This is a genomic window from Brevundimonas sp. (genome assembly GCF_035627055.1).
In the GTDB taxonomy this organism is placed as follows: Bacteria; Pseudomonadota; Alphaproteobacteria; order Caulobacterales; family Caulobacteraceae; genus Brevundimonas.
Map to the genome: position 1 here is coordinate 63,351 of NZ_DASPMM010000025.1, position 11,276 is coordinate 74,626.

Genomic DNA, 11,276 nt, shown 5'->3' on the forward strand with positions numbered 1-11,276 from the left:
TTCAGATCCACCAGCCGCGGGGATCGGCGATGGGCCGCCCCGCCTTCAGCGCCCAGACGCCGGCGGCCCCGCGAACGACCAGCCACAGGGCGGCGAAGAACATGATCGCCGGGCCGAGGCCGAACGGGGCCATGAAGAAGATCAGGCCGACGGCCGCGGCCACCGCGGCGGTCCACAGGGTCCGCTGCTGGTACACGAAATGGGACAGCGAGAGGGGATCGTCGGGCCCGGCCCGGCCGGTGACCGCAAGCAGGCCGATCACCGCCGACGCGCCCAGCGTCGGGATGGCGAAAAGGATCAGCGCGTAGACCGCGTACAGGCCCATGCCGCCTCCTGGAATGGTCGTCGGTTCGCGTCGCCGGTGACGGGTCGAGAACTCGGGCGAGGGTTCAAAGATGGAAGCTGCCGGTATCGGCGCCGGAGAGGGGGCGGTCATCGCCGGCGGCGGTTCGACAGGCGCCGGTTCCGGGTCGGGCTCGATCGGGATCGAAGCCCCGACGGACGCGATGGGCGTCGGATCGGGCTCAGGCGTCACCGGAACCGGTTCGGCTTCCGGCTCAACCGGGATCGACGCGGCGACGGAAACGGTGAACAGATCCGGTTCAGGATCCGGGCGGGCGGCCGCGCCGGGCTCCGGATCCTCGGGCGTGCGGAGGCGCCCTTGCAGCGACGCGGGCGAGGCGAAGCCGATCAGGTCGTCATGATCGTCCGGGGCTTGCGGATCGCCGGGTTCGGCCATCGGGGGTCCTTCGAGTCCTGGGTCCAGAATGACGGTCAGCCGCGGCGGGCGCAACCGCGGAACGCGCCGGGTCAGCGCGACAGGGTCACTTCGCAGCCGGGAGCGACAGCGCCGTCCAGCGCGCCCGGCTTCTCGATCCGCACCGCGCAGCGGCGCACCCGGGCGTCCGCCAGCATGGCCAGCGCCAGCCGTTCGGCGAAGGTCTCGACCAGGCCGACGTGTCCCTCGGCCGCGATGGCGCGCGCCGCCTCCGCCACGGTCTCATAGTTGATCGTGTCGGCCAGCCGCTCGACCGCCGTGGGCGCCAGCTCAAGGCTGACGTCGATGACCAGCCGCTGCAGCCGCCCCAGTTCGTGGTCGTGCACGCCGATGCCGGCGGCGACCTCCAGCCCGCGCACGAAGACGGTGAGCCCCTCGCGGCGGATGCCCGGGGCGGCGTCGGCGCCCGGGAAGGGCAGGGGAGATGAGGCGGCCACGGGCTACTCCACGATGTCCGGGGTCTGCCAGGCCAGGTGCTGGCCCCCGTCGACGGCGATCATCTGGCCCGTCACCAGCTCCGCGTCCACCAGCCATCGCACCGCCGAGGCCACCGCCTCCGGGCTGCCCGGACGGGCCAGCAGGGTGGCGCGCGCCTCCGCCTCGAACTGCTCGGGCGTTTGGTGGCTCGAGGGCAGGGTCGGGCCCGGGCCCACGCCGTTCACCCGGATGCGCGGCGCCAGCGCCTGCGCCAGGGTTTGCGTCGCCCACCACAGGCCGTTGCGCGACAGGGCGTAGGAGATGAAGCGGGGGTCCGGCTTCAGAACCCGTTGGTCCAGCAGGTTGACGATCGCCGAGCGATCCGGCGCCTGCTCCGCGAACGCCTCGGCCAGCACCACGGGCGCGCGCAGGTTGGTCTCCATGTGCGCGTCCCAGGTCTCGCGCGTCAGCGACCCGACGCGGTCGTCCTCGAACACCGAGGCGTTGTTGACCAGCACCGCCAGCGGCCCGATCGCGGCCACGGCGTCGGGGATCAGCCGCCTGGTCGCGCTCTCGTCGGACAGGTCGGCGCACAGGGTCGCGGCGCGGCGGCCCAGCGCCCGCACCTCATCGGCGACGGACTCGGCCGCCGCGCCGGAGGATCGATAATGAACGACGACGTCGAAGCCGGCCCGCGCCAGCTCCAGACAGATGGCCCGGCCGATGCGCCGCCCCCCGCCGGTGACGAGGGCGGCGCCGTTCCGGACCGCCGGCTCAGTCAACCCGGCCGAACTCGATGAAGTTGATCGCGGCGAGAACGGCCACGAAGCCGACGATGATGAAGAGGGCCAGCATGTGATGCTCCTTGTTGAGCCCGGCAATAAAGCGCCGGGCCCGGCTGTTCAAGACGACGCCAGGCCCTATCGTTCCGCCCATGACAACGTGGCGCACCCGCCTGGAGCCCTTCGTCCGGCCGCTGTTCTTCGCCCATGCCCGGTCCGCTCGCGGCATGACCCTGGGCGTGCGCGGCGTGGTCGTGGACAGCGAGGGCCGCGTCCTGCTGGTCAAGCACACCTATCTGCACGGCTGGTGGCTGCCCGGCGGCGGCGTCGAGCGCGGCCAGTCATGCGAGGAGGCCCTGATCCGCGAAATGCGCGAGGAGGCCGGCGTCATCGTTGAAGGCCGCCCGGCCCTGGTCAGCGTCCACGCCAACGAGCGCCATTTCCGCGGCGACCACGTGCTGGTCTATCGCATCGATCGCTTCACCCTGACTGACCGCACCGCCCACGGCGAGATCGCGGACGTGGGCTGGTTCGACCCCGCCGCCCTGCCGGAAGACACCCACCGCGCGAGCCGGGCGCGGCTGGCCGAGGTTTTCGGCGGTGCGGAGTGCGCGACAAACTGGTAGCCAACCCCGATGAACCCCTCCCTTCTCGCCATGATCGCCGTGGTCCTCGGCGGCGCCGCCACCTCTCTCCAGGCGCCGACCAACGCCAAGCTGATGGGGGCGGTCGGCTCGCCGGTGAACGCCGCCTTCGTGTCGTTCGCGGTCGGGACGGCGGCGCTCGGCATTCTCGCCGTGATCCTGCAGGTGCGCCCGGACATCGCCGCGTCGCGGGCCCTGCCGTGGTACGCCTGGGTCGGCGGGCTGTACGGGGCGATCTTCGTGGTCGCGGCGGCCTGGGGCGTGCCCCGGCTGGGCGTAGCCACCACCATCATCCTGATGGTCGCGGGCCAGCTTCTGCTCAGCGTGGTGCTCGATCATTTCGGGGCCATGGGCATGCCGAAGCAGCCGATCAGCCTCGGCCGCGTCGCCGGCGTCGGCCTCGTGATCGCCGGCGTCCTTATGGTGCGCAAATTCTAGGCCTATATCGGACGGGATGACCGAGGAGACGATTCCCGCCGCCGAGACGCCGCCGCCCTCGCTGGTCGCCGCCGACCTGATCCGCGACGAGGCCCGGCGCGCGCCCGACAAGCCCGGCGTCTACCGCATGTACGGCGAGGACGGGACCTGCCTCTACGTCGGCAAGGCGCGTTCGCTGAGGAAGCGCATCCTCCAGTACGCCCAGGGCCGGTTCCACACCCAGCGCATCGGCCTGATGGTGTCGCTGACCCGCTCGATGGAGCTGGTCGTCACCGCCTCCGAGACCGAGGCCCTGCTGCTCGAATCCAACTTCATCAAGAAGCTCAAGCCGCGCTTCAACGTGGTGCTGCGCGACGACAAGTCGTTCGCCGAGCTGATGATCCGCCGCGACCATCGCGCCCCCCAGGTCCGGAAACACCGCGGGGCCCACACCATCAAGGGCGACTATTTCGGCCCCTTCGCCTCGACCTGGGCGGTCAACCGGACCCTGACGACGCTGCAGAAGGCCTTCCTGCTGCGCTCGTGTTCGGACAGCGTCTACGAGACCCGCACCCGGCCCTGCATGCTGCACCAGATCAAGCGCTGCTCGGCCCCCTGCACCGGCTTGATCTCGCTCGAGGACTACGGCGGTCTGGTCGACGAGGCCGAGGCCTTCCTGCGCGGAAAGTCGCGCGCCGTCATCGGCCGCCTGTCGAAGGAGATGCAGGCGGCGTCGGACGACATGGATTTCGAACAGGCCGCCCGGGTCCGCGACCGTATCCGCGCCCTGTCAGCCATCGCCATGGAGAATTCCGTCAGCGCCGCCGGCGTCGCCGAGGCCGACGTCTTCGCCCTGCACTCCGACGGCGGCCAGGCCTGCGTCCAGGTGTTCTTCTACCGCGCCGGCCAGAACTGGGGCGGCCGCGCCTACTTCCCCCGCGTCGACCGCAGCGACACGGACGCCGAAATCCTCGCCGCCTTCCTCGGCCAGTTCTATGAAGACAAGCCGGTGCCGCGGCAGATTCTCTCCAACGTCGTCCCGCACGAGAAGGAACTGCTGGAAGAGGCCTTTTCGATGAAGGCCAAGACCGTCGACGGCCGCCGCGTGGTCAGCATCGAGCGCCCCGCGCGCGGCGACCGCAAGGCCCTTGTCGACCACGCCCTGACCAACGCCCGCGAGGCGCTGGGCCGCAAGATGGCCGAAAGCTCGGCCCAGGGAAAAATTCTCGAGGAAGTCTGCGAGGCCTTCGGTCTGGAAGGTCGCCCCGAGCGCATCGAGATCTACGACAACGCCCATATCTCGGGGACCAACGCGGTCGGCGGCATGGTCGTGGCCGGGCCGGAGGGCTTCCGCAAGAACCAGTACCGCAAGTTCAACATCCGCGGCGAGGAGCTGACCCCCGGAGACGACTACGGCATGATGCGCGAGGTCATGCGCCGCCGCTTCACCCGGCTGGTCAAGGACGAGGACGAGGGCGAGGAGGTCGAACGGCCCGACCTGCTGCTCATCGACGGCGGCGCCGGCCAACTGGCCGAGGTGCAGGCCGTGCTGGCCGACCTCGGCCTCGACGACATCCTCGCCGTCGGCGTGGCCAAGGGACCGGACCGCGACGCCGGCATGGAGCGCTTCTTCGTGCCGGGCAAGCCGCCCTTCATGCTGCCGCTCAAGTCGCCGGCCCTCTACTACATCCAGCGGCTGCGGGACGAGGCGCACCGCTTCGCCAACGGCGCCCACGCCAAGCGGCGCTCGATGGACATCAAGCGCAATCCGCTCGACGAGATCGAGGGCGTCGGACCCGGCCGCAAGAAGGCCCTGCTGCACGCCTTCGGCTCGGCCAAGGGCGTCTCCCGCGCCAGCGTCGCAGACCTGGTCAAGGTGGAGGGGATCAACCAGCCCCTCGCCGAACGCATCCACGCCTTCTTCCGCAAGAGCTGATCCGGGCCTAGAAGCACCACCATGTCAGACGAATCCGCGAACGCCCTGCTCACTGGCTACCGTCGCTTCCGCGAGCAGCGCTGGCCGCAGGAACGGGCCGAGTACGAATCCCTGGCCAGCGGTCAGAAGCCGCACACCCTCGTGGTCGCCTGTTCCGACAGCCGCGCCGATCCGGCCCTGATCTTCGACGCCGCGCCGGGCGAGCTGTTCGTGGTCCGCAACGTCGCCAACCTGGTGCCGCCCTACCAGCCGGACGGCCAGCTGCACGGCGTTTCGGCGGCGCTGGAGTTCGGCGTCCGGGTCCTGAACGTGTCGCGCATCGTGGTCATGGGCCACGCCTACTGCGGCGGCGTTCACGCCATGCTCAACGGGGCGCCCGAGACCTGCAACGACTTCGTCGCGCCGTGGGTGGCCCAGGCCACCCCCGTGGTCCGGCTGATCTGCGAGAGCTTCCCGGCCGAAGAGACGGAGCGCCTGGCCGAGGAGACCGTGGTGCGCCTGTCGCTGGAGAACCTGCGCACCTTCCCGTGGATCGCCGAGCGCGAGGCGGCGGGCGAGCTGACCCTCACGGGTCTGCATTTCGGCATCGCCGACGGCGTGCTGACGGCGCTCAACGGGCCCGGACGGTTCGAACCGCTCGGCTGACCGCTCGCCTCGCGCATCGAAGCGTGGCACATCGGCGTTGCAGCACGGATGCCAAGCATGACCCCCACCCCCCACGCCAACCCCATCCCCAATATCCTGACGGGCCTGCGACTCGTCGCCGGCGTGGTGATGTTCCTGATCCTCGCGGGCGCTGCGCCGCAGGGCATTCCGGTGCTGTCGGACTATCTGAGTCCCGACGACCAGTTTCGCCTCGGCCGCACCGCCTTCGCCATCTTCGTGGTGGCCGCCTCGACCGACTGGGTCGACGGCTATCTGGCGCGGCGCTGGCACGCGACCACCCGCTGGGGCGCCATCCTCGATCCGATCGCCGACAAGGTGTTGGTCACCGGCGCCATCCTCGGGGTCCTCGCCTGGGGCTCGGTCGCCCAGAGCGCCATTCCCTGCGGCCTGATCCTGTTCCGCGAATTCGCCGTCTCCGCCCTGCGCGAGACCGTGGCCGGCAAGGTCAAGCTGCCGGTCACCCTGCTGGCCAAGTGGAAGACCATGCTGCAGATGATCGCCCTTGGCGCCCTGCAGATCGCCCTGCTGTGGGACGGCTTCGGCTGGCCTCTGGAATGGCAGCCGCATTTCCAGACCTTCGCCTACGTCCTCATCTGGGTCGCGGCGGTCGTCACCCTCTGGACCGGCTGGCAGTATTTCTCGAAGGCCCAGCAGAAGATGCGGCAGCTGTAGGGGGACACGTCTCTTCTCCCTCCCCTTTATGGGGAGGGACAGACCGCGAAGCGGTCAGGGTGGGGCTCGGGCCGTCCCCGGATCAAGCACAGGTTGCTATTCTGCCTCAATCTTGACTTGTGCGCCTTGGCGCGCTGCAATCGCTCATGGACGCGAAGACTCGGTGCCGTGAGATGCGGAAGGCGCTCACACCGCCGGAAGGCCGACTTTGGGCCGTGCTGAAGCGGCTGCGAGCCGAGGGCTTTCACTTCCGACGGCAAGCGCCCTTCCGCGGATATTTCCTCGACTTCGTCTGTCACAGCCGTCGCCTCGTGATCGAAGTCGACGGGCGCATGCACGAGCATCGATTGGAACACGACCGTATTCGAGACGAGGTGCTGGCGCGCGAAGGCTACCGGACGATCCGGATTCCGAACGAGGCGATCCGTGACAACTTCGAAGGCGTCATGGTTCAAATCAGAACGGCGCTTGGATTCGACCCCACCCGTCTCGGCTGCGCCGATCCACCCTCCCCATAAAGGGGAGGGAGACCGCCAGCGTCACTCGCCCCCCATCTCCTCCACCAGACGCTCCATCCCGTAGACATCCCGCAGCGCCGTGGTCACCGCGCCCGTCGTCACGATCACCGACCGGTTGACGTTGCGGTCGTAGCCATAGGCGTTGCGCTGGGTCAGGACGGTGGAGTCGAAATTCGCCCCCAGGATCTCGCCCGCTTCATTGACCACCGGCGAGCCCGACGAGCCGCCGATCGTGTCCGATGACACCGCCATGTCGATCACCGTGTCCGGGTCGATCCGGTCCTTCGCCGCCAGCAGCTTGGGCGCCACGTCGAATGGGGCCGCGCCGGTCGCCCGGTCCCACAGCCCCGCGAAGGTGGTGAAGGCCCCGAACCGCTGGCCGGGCACGTCCGAACCCTCGATCCGGCCGTAGGTCAGCCGCAGCGTCCCCGTCGCATCCGGATAGACCGCGTCGCCATAGGCCGCGAACCGGGCGGCGGCCAGCTGTTCGGAGGCGCGGTTGGTCGGCGCCTCGACCCGCGCCTCCCAGTCCGACCGCACGGCGCGGGTCTCGTCCTGGATCGACAGCAGATACTGGATCATCGGATCATCCGACGCCTCGATCGCCGCCAGTCCGCCTTCCCACAGAGCCCGGCGCACCGCCGGGTCAGCGAGTTTCGTGCCCTCGACCAGCCGCGCCGACAGCCCCTCGGGCGACTCCCGGCCCAGCAGGCCGCGGACGCGCGGATCGTCCACCGTCAGCCATTCGCGCGTCTTGGACAGCCACCACTCCATCCGGATCTGCTCCAGCTCCGGATAAACCGGGCGCTCGGCGAACAGGCCCGTCTGCACGCTGGCCAGACGGCTGTCGGCGTATTCCGGCAGCCGCTCGGCCGACGGCTTGGCCCGCTCCTGCGCGCCCCGAACCAGGGTCCGGGCCCAGTTGAACAGCTGCGAGCCGCCGGCGACGGAGGTGGTGCCCATGCCGGTGCCGCCCTCCAGCAGGGCCATCGGCGCATAGAGTTCGCGCACGGCGGGCTGCACGCCGGCCAGGGTGGTCCACGGGTCGTTGGCCGCGCCGGCGTTGGCGGCCGCATGGCGCTGGCGGAAGTCCGCCTCCTGCGCGGCCTTCATGGCCATGAACTGGGCGTCGGTCAGCGCGCGCATGCGGCCGACGCCGCGCTTGTAGGTGTTCTCGAGACCGACGATCGGGTCCATGGCCTCGAAGGCCTGACGCTCGCCTTCCTCGGAATAGCGGATCAGCCGGCCGCGCAGTTCGGAGGCGATCAGCTGGTCCATCGGCAGCACCACGTCGCGGATGGTCATCAGCTGGTCCTGGGTCAGCAGGCGCTGGGTCGCCCCGGGGCTGCCGGAGACGAACACCGGCGTGCCCTCGACCGGCCGTGAGGCGTTCCATTTGAAGTGGATCGGCGTCTGCGCCGGGGCGTCGTTCTCGTACAGACGGATGAACGCCGCATCGATGGCGAAGCGCGGGAAGCTGAAATTGTCCAGGTCGCCCCCGAAGGTCGCGGCCCGGTCTTCCGGCGCGAAGGCCAGGCGGACGTCGGAGTATTTCTTGTAGGTGTAGAGCTTGAACTGGCCGCCGCGGTACAGGGTCACAACCTGGCAGCGCTTGTTCGGGTCCCCGCCGCAGGCTTCCTGCTCGATGCGACCGGCTTCGGCGTCACGGGCCTGGGTGAAGGCCTGTCCCGACAGCCCCTGGCCGGCCCGCTGCATGCGCTCGGTGACGTCGGCGATGTCGGTCAGGACCTCCGCGCTGGAGCCGGGGCATTTGACCTCGTCCTCGCGGGTGCGCGGGGCGAAACCGGTCTCGGCGTAGTTGATCGCCTGGGTCGACAGGTTGGCCACGCAGGTGGCGACGCAGTGGTTGTTGGTCATCACCAGGCCCTCGCCCGAGACGATGCCCGCCGAACAACCGCCGAACTTGACCGACGACAGCCGCACCCGGTCCAGCCAGGCCTGGTCGATGTTCGTGCCCAGCGCCTGGTTGGCCCGGGCGATGGGGAAGTTGTCGAACGTCCACATCCCCTCGTCGGCCCGGGCGCTCGAGGCGGCGGCGAAGGCGAGGACGGCGGCGGAAGCGGCGAGGGCGGATGAAAGGCGCATGTCTATCTCCTTCCTTCTCCCCCTGCGGGTGGAGAAGGCGTCGGTGGAACCGACGACTGCGACGGGTGGCCCGCGAAGCGGGTCGGATGAGGGGTCTTGCCGACGGATGTCGACGTCGGTCCGACCATGAATGACGAAGGGGTCGCCCGGCAAGACCGGCGCGACCCCTCATCCGTCAGGCTTCGCCTGCTGCCTTCTCCCGCAAGGGGAGAAGAACGCTATTCGACCCCCAGCTCCTCCAGGATGCGCGGGTTCGGATAGACGTTGCGCAGCGCTTCCGTGATCGCCGCCGTCGACACCGACACCGTCCGGTTCAGCTCGCCGTCATAGCCGAAGGCGCCGCCCAGCGAGTGGATGTTGCCGTCGAAGGCGGCGCCGATCACCTCGCCCTCGGCGTTGACCACCGGCGACCCGGAGTTGCCGCCGATGATGTCGTTGGTCGAGACGAAGTCGAAGACGGTCTGCTTGTTCACCTCGCCTTCGTGATCGGCGAAGGCCTGGGCCAGGTTGAACGGCTCCGACCCGGTGGCCCGCTCATACAGGCCGCCGATGTAGGTGAACGGCGGCACGGTCACGCCGCGGTAGCTCCAGCCCTCCACCGCCCCGTAGGACAGACGCAGGCTGAAGGTGGCGTCCGGATACTGGTTGGCGCCGTAGACCGCGAACCGCGCCTGGGCGACCTTTTCCGCCGCGCGCGCGGTCGGGGCGGTGATCTCGGCGGCCCAGCGGTCGCCGATGGCCCGCGCCGCCTGGTCGTTGGCCGCGACGAAGGCCAGCAGCGGGTCGGCGGCCGACAGCTGCTCCACCGTCATGCCCACCGCCTGGCGGCGGAAGGCCGGGTCGGCCAGCTTCGTCCCCGAAATCAGGCGATCCGCCAGCGCCTCGGGGCTCTCGCGGCCCAGCATGGCCTTCACCTGCGGATTGTCGACCGTCAGGTACTCGCGGGTCTTGGACAGCCAGTAGCGCATCCGGATCTCTTCCATGTCGGTCGAGACCGGCGTCTCCTCGCCCATGGCCTCGGCCAGCCGGGCGCGCTGCGCCTCGCTCATGGCCGGGTTCTTGGCGGCGCGGATCAGGGCGCGGGCCCAGGTATACAGCTGCGAGCCGCCGCCCGCCGCCTGCTCGAGCTGCCGGTACGGCAGGTAGAGTTCAGTGGCGACCGTCTGCACGCGCGCCAGATCGGCCCACGGATCGCCGATCTGCTGCACCAGGCTGGGATCGGCCGCGACGCGGGCGCGAAGCTCATCCTCCTCGGCCCGCTTCTTCGCCATGAAGGCCGGGTCGGTCAGCGCGCCCTGCTGGCCGTAGTAGACCTTGAAGCTGTTCTCGAGGCCGAAGATCGGATCGAACGACACCCGCTTGGCCTCGTCGCCGGTCAGCGAATACTCCAGCAGGCGGCCCCGCAGTTCGGAGTTCTGGATCAGGGTGACCGGCAGCTGCTGGTCGCGCAGCCGCTCCAGCTGGCTCATGGTCAGCAGACGCGAGGTCGAGCCCGGGTTGCCGGACACGAAGGTCACGTCGCCCTCCTTCGGGGCTTTCGGATTCCACTTCAGGAAGGTCGGCGTCTCGGCCGGTTTGCCGTCCTCGTAGGCCCGCAGGAAGCCGGCATCGAGGGCGTAGCGCGGGAAGTTGAAATTGTCGGGATCGCCGCCGAAGAAGGCCGCCTGGTTCTCCGGCGCGAACACCAGGCGCACATCGTCGTACTTGCGGAATTTGTGCAGGCTGTACTGGCCGCCGCGGTACAGGCTGATCACCTGGCAGCTGAATTGGGCGTCGCCGGCGCAGGCCTCGTTCTGGATCCTGGCCACTTCGGCCTGGCGCGCCGCATTGAAGGCCGCGCCTTCGAGGCCTTCCCCGGCCGCCTGGACGCGGGCGGTGACATCGGTGATCTCGGTCAGCACCTCGGCCGTCTGGCCGGGACAGCGCACCTCTTCCTCGCGCGTGCGGGCCGTGAAGCCGTTCTTCACATAGTCGCGCTGCGCGTCCGACAGCTCCTGCGAGCAGCCGACCACGCAGTGCCAGTTGGTCAGGATCAGCCCCTCGGGCGAGACGAACGAGGCCGAACAGCCCTGGATGCGCACCGAGGCGAGCCGCAGCCGGTCCAGCCACGCCTGGTCGATGCCGGCGCCGTACTTCTGGTTCACCGCCTGGATGGGGAAGTTGTCGAACGTCCACATGCCCTCGTCGGCCTGGGCGGCGGACGGAGCGGCCATCACGGCCATGGCCCCGGCGACGGCGGCGAGGGAGGCGGTCGCCGAGACGGCGGAACGAAGCGAGCGAAGGATCATGCCGGAAACTCTCCAGAAACCGGCGCGCGCCGGTGCGAATACGCACCCTACC

Annotated in this window: 12 protein-coding genes; 6 read left to right on the forward strand and 6 right to left on the reverse strand. The window is 69.7% G+C overall.

From position 1 onward, the window contains the following. Nucleotide 1 precedes the first annotated feature (1 nt). From VEA98_RS14115 to VEA98_RS14130, 4 genes are all read right to left on the reverse strand, one after another. Nucleotides 2-739, reverse strand: coding sequence for a hypothetical protein (locus VEA98_RS14115; RefSeq protein WP_324815732.1), 738 nt, complete (start codon nt 737-739; stop codon nt 2-4). A gap of 71 nt (nt 740-810) precedes the next feature. Then, nucleotides 811-1,215 (reverse strand): dihydroneopterin aldolase, encoded by a 405-nt coding sequence (gene folB / locus VEA98_RS14120; protein ID WP_324815734.1) that lies wholly within the window; start codon nt 1,213-1,215, stop codon nt 811-813. Nucleotides 1,216-1,218: 3 nt separating this feature from the next. After that, nucleotides 1,219-1,977, reverse strand: coding sequence for an SDR family oxidoreductase (locus VEA98_RS14125; protein WP_324815737.1), 759 nt, complete (start codon nt 1,975-1,977; stop codon nt 1,219-1,221). Beyond that, the gene (locus VEA98_RS14130) at nt 1,970-2,101 is read right to left on the reverse strand and encodes a hypothetical protein (protein WP_324815739.1); all 132 of its coding nucleotides are present in this window, start codon (nt 2,099-2,101) and stop codon (nt 1,970-1,972) included. Before VEA98_RS14130 ends, VEA98_RS14125 begins: the two co-directional genes overlap by 8 nt. A gap of 28 nt (nt 2,102-2,129) precedes the next feature. Here VEA98_RS14130 and VEA98_RS14135 point away from each other — a divergent pair, with 28 nt between their 5' ends. The 6 genes from VEA98_RS14135 (at nt 2,130) to VEA98_RS14160 (ending at nt 6,830) form a co-directional block, all read left to right on the forward strand. Next, nucleotides 2,130-2,603: an NUDIX domain-containing protein gene (locus VEA98_RS14135; protein ID WP_324815742.1), complete on the forward strand. Its 474-nt coding sequence runs from the start codon at nt 2,130-2,132 to the stop codon at nt 2,601-2,603. Between the two features lie 9 nt (nt 2,604-2,612). Beyond that, nucleotides 2,613-3,059, forward strand: a complete 447-nt coding sequence (locus VEA98_RS14140) for a DMT family transporter (RefSeq protein WP_324815745.1) — start codon at nt 2,613-2,615, stop codon at nt 3,057-3,059. A gap of 16 nt (nt 3,060-3,075) precedes the next feature. Further along, nucleotides 3,076-4,974, forward strand: a complete 1,899-nt coding sequence (uvrC, locus tag VEA98_RS14145) for an excinuclease ABC subunit UvrC (RefSeq protein ID WP_324815747.1) — start codon at nt 3,076-3,078, stop codon at nt 4,972-4,974. A gap of 21 nt (nt 4,975-4,995) precedes the next feature. Continuing rightward, nucleotides 4,996-5,619, forward strand: a complete 624-nt coding sequence (locus tag VEA98_RS14150; RefSeq protein WP_324815750.1) for a carbonic anhydrase — start codon at nt 4,996-4,998, stop codon at nt 5,617-5,619. A gap of 57 nt (nt 5,620-5,676) precedes the next feature. Beyond that, nucleotides 5,677-6,312 carry a CDP-diacylglycerol--glycerol-3-phosphate 3-phosphatidyltransferase gene (gene pgsA / locus VEA98_RS14155; protein WP_324815753.1) on the forward strand — a complete coding sequence of 212 codons (636 nt, stop codon included), beginning with the start codon at nt 5,677-5,679 and terminating at the stop codon, nt 6,310-6,312. A 173-nt stretch (nt 6,313-6,485) separates the two neighbouring features. Beyond that, a complete protein-coding gene (locus tag VEA98_RS14160) occupies nt 6,486-6,830 on the forward strand; it encodes an endonuclease domain-containing protein (RefSeq protein WP_324815755.1) in 345 nt (114 codons plus the stop codon). 21 nt (nt 6,831-6,851) lie between these two features. Here VEA98_RS14160 and VEA98_RS14165 read toward each other — a convergent pair whose 3' ends face one another. Further along, nucleotides 6,852-8,936, reverse strand: coding sequence for a S46 family peptidase (locus tag VEA98_RS14165; protein WP_324815757.1), 2,085 nt, complete (start codon nt 8,934-8,936; stop codon nt 6,852-6,854). Nucleotides 8,937-9,154: 218 nt separating this feature from the next. Beyond that, the gene (locus tag VEA98_RS14170) at nt 9,155-11,224 is read right to left on the reverse strand and encodes a S46 family peptidase (RefSeq protein ID WP_324815759.1); all 2,070 of its coding nucleotides are present in this window, start codon (nt 11,222-11,224) and stop codon (nt 9,155-9,157) included. Between the last annotated feature and the right edge of the window lie 52 nt (nt 11,225-11,276).

Excerpts from the sequence above, each read along its gene's own strand:
- uvrC (WP_324815747.1), top strand. The coding sequence starts at position 3,076 with ATGACCGAGGAGACGATTCCCGCCGCCGAGACGCCGCCGCCCTCGCTG.
- VEA98_RS14170 (WP_324815759.1), bottom strand. The coding sequence starts at position 11,224 with ATGATCCTTCGCTCGCTTCGTTCCGCCGTCTCGGCGACCGCCTCCCTC.
- VEA98_RS14160 (WP_324815755.1), top strand. The coding sequence starts at position 6,486 with ATGCGGAAGGCGCTCACACCGCCGGAAGGCCGACTTTGGGCCGTGCTG.
- pgsA (WP_324815753.1), top strand. The coding sequence starts at position 5,677 with ATGACCCCCACCCCCCACGCCAACCCCATCCCCAATATCCTGACGGGC.
- VEA98_RS14135 (WP_324815742.1), top strand. The coding sequence starts at position 2,130 with ATGACAACGTGGCGCACCCGCCTGGAGCCCTTCGTCCGGCCGCTGTTC.
- VEA98_RS14165 (WP_324815757.1), bottom strand. The coding sequence starts at position 8,936 with ATGCGCCTTTCATCCGCCCTCGCCGCTTCCGCCGCCGTCCTCGCCTTC.
- VEA98_RS14140 (WP_324815745.1), top strand. The coding sequence starts at position 2,613 with ATGAACCCCTCCCTTCTCGCCATGATCGCCGTGGTCCTCGGCGGCGCC.
- VEA98_RS14150 (WP_324815750.1), top strand. The coding sequence starts at position 4,996 with ATGTCAGACGAATCCGCGAACGCCCTGCTCACTGGCTACCGTCGCTTC.
- VEA98_RS14115 (WP_324815732.1), bottom strand. The coding sequence starts at position 739 with ATGGCCGAACCCGGCGATCCGCAAGCCCCGGACGATCATGACGACCTG.